Origin of the sequence: Roseinatronobacter domitianus, from assembly GCF_023336755.1 — a bacterium.
Lineage (GTDB): Bacteria > Pseudomonadota > Alphaproteobacteria > Rhodobacterales > Rhodobacteraceae > Roseinatronobacter > Roseinatronobacter domitianus.
Genome location: NZ_JALZWP010000036.1, coordinates 1 through 7,856, shown reverse-complemented (window position 1 = coordinate 7,856; position 7,856 = coordinate 1). Strand labels below are relative to the sequence as shown.

Below are 7,856 nucleotides of genomic sequence, written 5' to 3'. Positions count from 1 at the left end.
GCCAAAATGACCACCGCGCTGCTCGATCGCCTCACCCACCGCTGCCACATTCTGGAGACCGGCAACGACAGTTACCGCTTCAAGGCCAGCTCCGAAACAGCGAAAAAGAAACGGAAGGAAACACCACCATTGACCCCAACATGACACGCAGAACATAACAACTGGGTGGGTCAGTTCTCGGTGACAATGCCGGGTCAGTTCTCAGTGACAATCAACAGCCGTATGCGCTTCGATGCGCTTTTCAGCACAGAGCTGGATGCTGTGTTGACGCCCTCTGCACTCGGCGAGGCACCGGAGAACCCAGACACCACCACAGGGGATGCGATCATGAACAGCATGTGGACATTGTTGCAGGTGCCTTGCATCAACATTCCGGGCGCAAAAGGTCCGAACGGTTTGCCTGTCGGGGTTACGCTTGCTGGGCCTCGGCTTGGCGATGCGCGTCTTTTGGCCATTTCTCAGGCCGTTGCGCCTGTTCTTGACCCAACGCTGAGGGTGGGTGCGTAGGACCCTGACCAACCGCTTGACATGCGGTTAACAAGCAGGGTTCCGGGACATCGCTGGGACCCTGCCATAGATTAAGGTTGTCATGCAGTAGCGAGACACCCTTACCAAAGGGAACATCTCTGGCCTTGGTGCTGTGCAGGGAGTGTCAGTAAAAAACCAACCCGGCAAGTGCAGCGATTGGCGCAGCGCCCGCCTTTTACCCTTGCGCGAAGCGCTCAAGCTGCGCTTGCACCGCATCGATAAGCGGGCGCGGAGCCGGGGCAATTGACGCCGTCAGTCGGGCCCGGTCCTCCAGGCAACGCGCATGCAGCGTGGCGATATTTGCCAGCACACGCAATTGCTTGGCCAGTGCCGGGCGGTCAAGGCAGATGCGGCCTGTCGTTTCCAATACATCGGCATGCGCTGGCGCGTTCGACGACAGGTAGGGCATGCTAAGCAGGGCTGAACCGCAGCGGACACAATCGGCCCCGACGCCGGAACAAGGTGTGATCGCCAATGTGCGCCCTGGCGTGACCACGTCTTCCAGCGGTTTGCCGGTGGCGTTTTCCCAGGTTACGCCCTCAAGTTGGGCCATAAGGGTTGGCATCTTGTCCATCGGCCAGACCGGGTTCGCCCGTATCCGCAAATGGTAGCGCGCGTCGGGCGGAAGGTTTGCCAGAATGTCGCCCAGCATGGCCGGGCTGTTCATGGCGTTGTCCAGCAGAATCAAAAGCACCGGGACAGCATCGGGGTCCGGGGCGCTGATCGCCCGATCATCCACCATCAATTCGCGGCTGCCAAGCGAGACCTTCTCATCCGGAACCCCCCAGCCCGACAAAAGCCGCGCCGAATGTAAATCAGACACAATGAATCCAGCAGGCAGGCTTTTATGCTCTTGGCTGTAGTCGATGGGCATGGCGGGCATGCGCGGACTAAGCGCGCGTGGCGTGACCACGAGTGTCGGAACACCTGCGCGGCGGCAGGCGAAATTCGTGCGCCGTTCATCGGGCGTGTTGTAATTGCCGTTGCGCAGAAAGGCGGCGGGCGATACGCGCCGCGCCATGCGTTCCAGACAGATGGCGTGCAAAGCCACATGGAACAGGTGCGGTATCTTGTAGCGAAACATCGGTGCCATGACCGGATCGACTTGGTTTAGCCGTGGCGCGATACGCATCTGTCGCAGGGCCAGGCGAAGCGCCAGCGCCGCGGCCCGCATCACTGCGCCGGGTCCGCCACCTTCGTGATGGGCCGATACGATGCCGTCCGGGTAGCCGTCGCTTCTGGCCCAGGGGCGTTCCTTGGGTTGCACCCCGGTCAGGCTATAGCCTTTGGCGCGTAAATCCGCGATCAGAGGCCCGTAACGGTGCTTTTCGAAACTCGCGGTAGAGACCAGCAGTCGCGTTGCCTTGTCCTTGGCCGCGCGCAAGGTCGGACGTGCCAAGCCCACGCGCAGGCAGGAACGCAGCAAATACCGCCACATTCCAATTCTGTCGAGTTTTGTGAACATCACAGCCGCCCGCCCAGAGGGGAATTGCGCCGGGTCCGGTGTCGACCAGCCGAACTCGTCGCGCAGGGCTTGGATGAAAGGTTCAGGCGCGCGCAGACCTTCGGTCACATGCAGCTCCGCGCCGCTGCCGACCCGATCCGTCAGATCAGACCGGGCACGGGCCGCCTTGATCTGCTCCAGTAGGAACAGCCATAGCACAGGCCCGGCAATACCGTCGCGTTTGGCGTAGATCCAGCCGCCTTCGAACAATAGCAAATCGGTATCATGGCGGTTTGGCAGGTCATATTGCGCCCGGAAAAATGCAAAAAGCCGCTCGATTGCACGATCCATGCAAACCAATGTTTCGGGCCAGCCCAGGTGGCGGGTCAGAGGTTCGCCGTCAAGGAACAAGTCCGCAATCGTCGGCGCGCCTTTCAGCAGCGCCAGTCCGGGCACATCGCGCCGCATTGGGTCGGAAACTCTGGCGGTCACGGTGCTCCGGCCCCCTTGGCTGGGGATGTCACGAAAGGTTCGGGCTTGGTCAGGCCACAGGCTGTCCAGTAGCTCAGTTGTGTTGGGTCCTGAGCGCCGATCAGACGGGTCAGGTCGGTATGTTCCTGCGCGGTATCCAGTGCCAGCCGCAGGTGGCTGTCATCGCGCGACTGTTCCACCGACAGGGCATTCAGCCGCGAAACTTGACGATACAGATGCTGGGTCACATGTTCGCGCTCGGCGTCGGCGGCGCTGTCCGACAGGTCGGCATAGGCATCGGCGCTTACCCATTCGACGGCCACGCCATAAGGAAAGCTGCGCCGGATCAGATTGCTGACAAGGTCAGCATGGCGCAGATGCTCCATCGCGGCGGCGGCCAGTTCGGGGGCAAAAAACGGGCTGTCACCGTTCACGCGCAGAAAATGGGTCGCTTTTGTTTCGGCGATTGCCTGAAGGCTGCGGGCGACAAGGTCGGTGGCATGCCCGCGCACCACGTCCAGCCCTAGCGCGCGCCCGGTTTCGGCCAGTTGGTCATCCAGCGCGCGGTCGGTCGTGACCAGCACGCAGGCCTGTGCGCCAACGCGCGCGGCCCGCGCCGCGACAAGCGCGACCAGCGGCATGCCGGCCAGCGGCATCAGTGCCTTGCCCGGCAGGCGTTGCGAGTCGCTGCGCGCGTAGATGAAAACCACAGGCCGCATTTTCGGATCAGCCCTGCGGTTCGGACGCGTTGGGACTGGTGGGTGCGGGGGTCATGCCCTTTTCCTGCATCTCTTGTCCCCAATAGGCTCCGGCGCTGCCCCAGTTCGACGCAACGATCCCGACCCCCGGACCCGGCCCAAGTGCCGCATGGCGTGGCACGTCCTGTGTCAGGCGCTGCCCGACAAGCTGGGAAGGATCGGTTGCCTGAAATTCGGTCGAGGGCCGCACGAACAGCAAGTCTTCGGCAGTCAGCACATGCCCCGCTTTCAGATCGCGCGCGGCATAAAGCCCACGGCGGGCGCGGACCTTCGTGACCAGTTCTTGCTTGGCCAGCCCTGCTGCGGGCTGTGCAAGGCTTTGGGCGGCGGCGCGAAGGTGGGCGACATAGCGTTGCAGCGCCGGGCCATCCAGCGCATGCGCGTGGTCAAACCCCGGCAGGCTGCGGTCGGTTGTGAAGTGTTTCTCAAAAAAGCTCGCACCCTGCACAAGCGCCATCGCGGCAGAGATATCTTCGCCGGTATGATCGGAATACCCCACCGGAACCTCGAAGGCGCGTGCCAGAAGCGCAACCCGCGCCGTGTTGGCCTGCGAGAGGTCGCACGGATAGGCCGATACGCAATGCATCAGGCTGAAATCCGTCGTCGGGTGGTCGCGCTTGACCATCGTCACCATCGCCTCGATCTCGCCCATCGTGGCCATGCCGGTCGACACGATCACGCGTGGAAAGCTGTCGCAGGCCCGCGCGATCAGCGCGTGATTGGTCAGGTCGGTCGAGGCGATTTTGACATAGGGCGCACCAAGCCCTGTCAGCAGTGCAATGCCGCGTTCACAAAACACCGAAGCCGAGACCGTCATGCCAACCCGCGCGGCATGGTCCCAGATCGTCTGCCAATCGCTGTCGGACATTTCTTCGCGCCTGCGCTGGGCAAAAACGGTGCTGGGGCTGTAGGTGATCTCCCCGTCCGGGCCTTGCTCTGGGTAGTCGGGCAGATACAGGCCATCGGCATAGATGAACTGGAACTTGATCGAACTCGCGCCCGCCTGTGCCGCAAGGTCTATCAACTGACAGGCACGTGCCGGGTCGCCGTTATGGTTGCTGCCCGCTTCGGCAATGATCTCTGGAAATTGGGTCATGGTGCATAAACTTTCGGCGTATCGTGCAACGTGGTTATGACAGCGCGTGCCAGCGCGGTTGCGCGGCTTGGTCCGTCAAGGTGCCATGCTTTGTCGTGCATCTTTTCAAGCGCGGTAAGATCACGGATGTGCTTTGTCAACTCTGCGTCCATCTCCGGCCCGCGCAGCACGCAGGCCAACGCACCGGTGGCCATTAATGCGGCATTCTTGGGCAAACGGTCTGCGGTGGTCAGGCTAATGGCGGGGATGGCTTGCGCGATGGCTTCGGCCAGCATGACGCCATCGCCTCCGATAAACAGGTTGATGTCGCGCAGGCCGTGCCACGGGGCAGGGCCGGGCTTAAGATGGACGACACGTCCATCCGGGTCGTCTGCCCGCACGGGGCGACGTGTATCAATCACGGTCAAGCGCGTAACATGGGGCAGCCCGGCCAGCATCTTGACCAGAGGGTCTAGCGCCATAGCGTCCACGCCCCCCGACAGGCACAGCCCGATCCGCAGGTCTTCAAACCCAAGGGCGCGGCGCGCAAGGCCTTGTGCGGTCACGAAAGCAAAGTCAGGGTTGGTCAGAACCTGCGTGTTCGGGGCCAGTTGCCCGGCCAGACCCGGCGGCATATCGCGCAACATCACATGTGTTGCGATATCTGCATCGGCGCAGACCGGCGAAATCAGCAGGCGCGGGAAGATATGGCCTGCGGCATCGCGTGTCGTTGCGGGCAGCGCCAGCGCATCAATAACCAGCGCGGCACAGGGATCGTCAAGCGTGGCCGTTGCATCCAGCCCTCGCTCTTGGGCAAAGCTGTGCCCGGCGGCATCGGCATCAAGGCTTAGCCGGCATGCTACGCCCTTGGCTTGCAGCCCGGCCATAAGTGCCGAACTGCGCGCAAGATGCCCCATGCCGACCCGCGCCCCGGCCTGCACATGAAAGAGCACCGGCAGGTTACGATCGGGTGTGCCGAGGCTCACACGCCGCGGCCCGCACGTTCAAGATACTGCTGCATCATGTCCTTGAACCGCGCAAATTGGGTGAATTGCTCGGCCCCTTTGGCGGTCCAGTCCGCTGCAAGCCCGACATGATCCTGCGCGGTGTAGCCGCCCTTGCTGATCGCGGTCGCCAAGGCGTCGGAAAAACCGGTGCCCAGTTCGACCATGTTGAGCGTCGCCGGGGTCAGGCCCAGATCGTTGAACAGCGACATTGCGCGTTCGTCGTAAACGATGTTCACCGTGGGCGTGCCGAAAGAGATAGCGGGCAGGGTGGCATGTAGCCGGTAGCTGACCACCATGCTCGCAGATTTCAGCAGCGACAGATACTGGTAAACATCATTGGTGTAGACAGAATCGACCTGCTTTGTGTAACGGAACGCGGTCGCGAAATCGAGGTCGCGGCTGTCATTACACAGAATCCGGATGCGCTTGTGACCGGCGGCGCGCAGCGCATCGATGGCCCGTTCGATATCAAGTTGGATGCGGCTCTGGAACCAGTAGGGCACGTTCATAAGCCCCGGCGTGCGTACAGAGATCAGGGCGCCCGCATCTTCGTTCTCGGGCAGGGATGGCAGGTTTCCCGCGTAGCGGTTCATATTGATGGTCGGGCACCAGCCAAGCTGGTCGCGCGCATCGATTTTCGACAGGTAGTCATGCGTTGCGGTGTCGCGCGACAACGAGATATCGGCCCGGCCCAGCAGTGTTGCCAGCTTCGAATCCGGGATCACGTCAGACCGGTCTGACAGGTTTCCATGGCGGTCATAGATGCGACCACGCGAATTTGAAAACAGCATCAGCGGCGGTTGCAGCGCTGCCAAAGCGCGCGGGTCTACAGCGATTTCGTCGTTCTCATACAGGTTTCCGCCACCGACGATGACGCCATCGGCAAAGCGGTTGATCTCGTGGACCGTGCCCGCGCTCAACCCTGCCTTTGTGGTGCTTTCGTGCTTGCTGGTCGCGGGATATTCGATCACCGAGACAAGCCGCCCGAAGGTTTCATACAGCATGTGCCGCAACGCGAAATTGATCGCATGGTTGCCGACATTATACCCGAGTGGCCTGATATTCGCGATCGTATACATGTGTTCTCCTATTTTGGACGGCCGGACAGGCCGTGGAATTCTGGTGTGGAATGGCTTGATTCCCATGCAAGGCTATGCGCGATAATCGTGTTCAGATCGGCATACCGGGGTTGCCAGCCCAACGTGTCTGCCAAAGCGCGGCCATCCGCGACCACTTGTGCCAGATCCCCGGCGCGGCGCGCTGCCGTCTGGACCGGCAAGGCTGTGCCGGTAGCTGCTTCCAATGCCCGGACCACATCGCGCACGCTGTAGCCGCTGCCGTAGCCGCAGTTGAAAATGCGGTTGCGCGCGGCTTCTGCACCTTGTTGCAGCGCCATGATATGCGCCTGCGCCAGATCAGAAACATGGACGAAATCGCGCACACCGGTCCCGTCGGGCGTGGGCCAGTCGGTGCCGTAGATGGTCAGGGACGGGCGCCGTCCGCAGGCGGTTTCGCAGGCCAGCTTTATCAGATGCGTGGCCGCAGGGGTCGACTGGCCCGCGCGGCCATCGGGGTCGGCACCTGCCACGTTGAAATAGCGCAAGATCGTATAGTCCAGCGCCCCGATCGCGGCAGTGTCGCGGAGTATGCGTTCTGCCATAAGCTTGGTTGCGCCATAGGGCGACAGCGGATCGGTGGGCGCGTCCTCTGCTATGGGCTGCCCAGCATTGTCTGCGCGGTAGACGGCAGCGGTCGATGAAAAGATGATCCGCCGAACGCCCGCCCGCGCCATTGCCCCAAGCAGGCTGAGTGTCGCCCCAATATTGTTGCTGTAATAGCTTAGCGGGTCCGCAACAGAGTCCGGGACCACGGTCGAGGCGGCGCAATGGACCACCGAGCCGATATCGTGGCGCCGGAGTATCTGTTCCAGCGCATCCCCGTCGCGCAGATCGACTTCCTCGAAACATGCGCCGTCAGGGACAAGCCAGCGCAGCCCCGTGCATAGGTTGTCGGCCACGACGACCCTGTATCCGGCATCAAGCAGCGCCAGTGCAATATGGCTGCCGACATAGCCGGCACCCCCTGTCACCAGAACAGGGCGGGACAGGGTTGGGTCAGGCTCAGCCATCGGTCGGGACATTCGCAATCCTCTGGAACACATCGTTTTCAGCCATCAGGTCGTCCCATCGGGCGAAGCCCACCAGCCGGCCTTTGTCGAGCACGATGATGCGGTCGCAACCGCGCACGGTGCTCAGGCGGTGGGCAATGAGCAGCACAGTCTTGTCGCCGGGCAACGCGTCGATGGCCGACATCACATCGCGCTCGGTGGCGTTGTCGAGCGCGCTGGTCGCCTCGTCGAACACGATCAGGTCGGCATCGTGATAAAGCGCGCGCGCGATGCCCAGACGCTGGCGCTGCCCACCCGACAAGCGCACGCCGCGTTCGCCTACGGGGGTTGCATAGCCTTCGGGCAGGTCTGACAGAATGAAATCATGCAGTTGCGCGCGCTTCGCGCAATCCTCGACCCGTGCGGTATCGACCTTCTCTGGCGCGATACCAAGGGCGATATTGCT

9 protein-coding genes are annotated in these 7,856 nt (G+C 62.2%); 2 read left to right on the top strand and 7 right to left on the bottom strand.

Features of this window, described 5'->3' with window-relative positions; genetic code table 11:
* Nucleotides 1-144, top strand: a 144-nt coding sequence (locus tag M3N55_RS16425) for an ATP-binding protein (RefSeq protein WP_249060948.1), incomplete at its 5' end; no start/stop codon positions are given.
* 60 nt (nt 145-204) lie between these two features.
* Complete coding sequence (locus M3N55_RS16420) at nt 205-507, top strand: amidase family protein (RefSeq protein WP_249060947.1); 303 nt, start codon at nt 205-207, stop codon at nt 505-507.
* Nucleotides 508-703: 196 nt separating this feature from the next.
* On the opposite strand, the gene M3N55_RS16415 is transcribed toward M3N55_RS16420, so the two are convergent.
* From M3N55_RS16415 to M3N55_RS16385, 7 genes are all read right to left on the bottom strand, one after another.
* Nucleotides 704-2,464 carry a hypothetical protein gene (locus tag M3N55_RS16415; RefSeq protein ID WP_249060946.1) on the bottom strand — a complete coding sequence of 587 codons (1,761 nt, stop codon included), beginning with the start codon at nt 2,462-2,464 and terminating at the stop codon, nt 704-706.
* Complete coding sequence (locus M3N55_RS16410; protein WP_249060945.1) at nt 2,461-3,162, bottom strand: cytidylyltransferase domain-containing protein; 702 nt, start codon at nt 3,160-3,162, stop codon at nt 2,461-2,463. The genes M3N55_RS16415 and M3N55_RS16410 overlap by 4 nt, the downstream gene beginning before the upstream one ends.
* 7 nt (nt 3,163-3,169) lie before the next feature.
* A complete protein-coding gene (locus M3N55_RS16405) occupies nt 3,170-4,297 on the bottom strand; it encodes an N-acetylneuraminate synthase family protein (RefSeq protein WP_249060944.1) in 1,128 nt (375 codons plus the stop codon).
* Nucleotides 4,294-5,262, bottom strand: coding sequence for a hypothetical protein (locus tag M3N55_RS16400; protein ID WP_249060943.1), 969 nt, complete (start codon nt 5,260-5,262; stop codon nt 4,294-4,296). The genes M3N55_RS16405 and M3N55_RS16400 overlap by 4 nt, the downstream gene beginning before the upstream one ends.
* Nucleotides 5,259-6,362 carry a polysaccharide pyruvyl transferase family protein gene (locus M3N55_RS16395; RefSeq protein WP_249060942.1) on the bottom strand — a complete coding sequence of 368 codons (1,104 nt, stop codon included), beginning with the start codon at nt 6,360-6,362 and terminating at the stop codon, nt 5,259-5,261. The genes M3N55_RS16400 and M3N55_RS16395 overlap by 4 nt, the downstream gene beginning before the upstream one ends.
* A gap of 8 nt (nt 6,363-6,370) precedes the next feature.
* Nucleotides 6,371-7,423, bottom strand: coding sequence for a UDP-glucose 4-epimerase GalE (gene galE / locus M3N55_RS16390; protein ID WP_249060941.1), 1,053 nt, complete (start codon nt 7,421-7,423; stop codon nt 6,371-6,373).
* Nucleotides 7,404-7,856 (bottom strand): ATP-binding cassette domain-containing protein (locus tag M3N55_RS16385; RefSeq protein WP_249060940.1); only part of this gene is annotated, 453 nt, incomplete at its 5' end. The genes galE and M3N55_RS16385, both read right to left, overlap by 20 nt.

Excerpts from the sequence above, each read along its gene's own strand:
- M3N55_RS16395 (WP_249060942.1), bottom strand. The coding sequence starts at position 6,362 with ATGTATACGATCGCGAATATCAGGCCACTCGGGTATAATGTCGGCAAC.
- galE (WP_249060941.1), bottom strand. The coding sequence starts at position 7,423 with ATGTCCCGACCGATGGCTGAGCCTGACCCAACCCTGTCCCGCCCTGTT.
- M3N55_RS16410 (WP_249060945.1), bottom strand. The coding sequence starts at position 3,162 with ATGCGGCCTGTGGTTTTCATCTACGCGCGCAGCGACTCGCAACGCCTG.
- M3N55_RS16405 (WP_249060944.1), bottom strand. The coding sequence starts at position 4,297 with ATGACCCAATTTCCAGAGATCATTGCCGAAGCGGGCAGCAACCATAAC.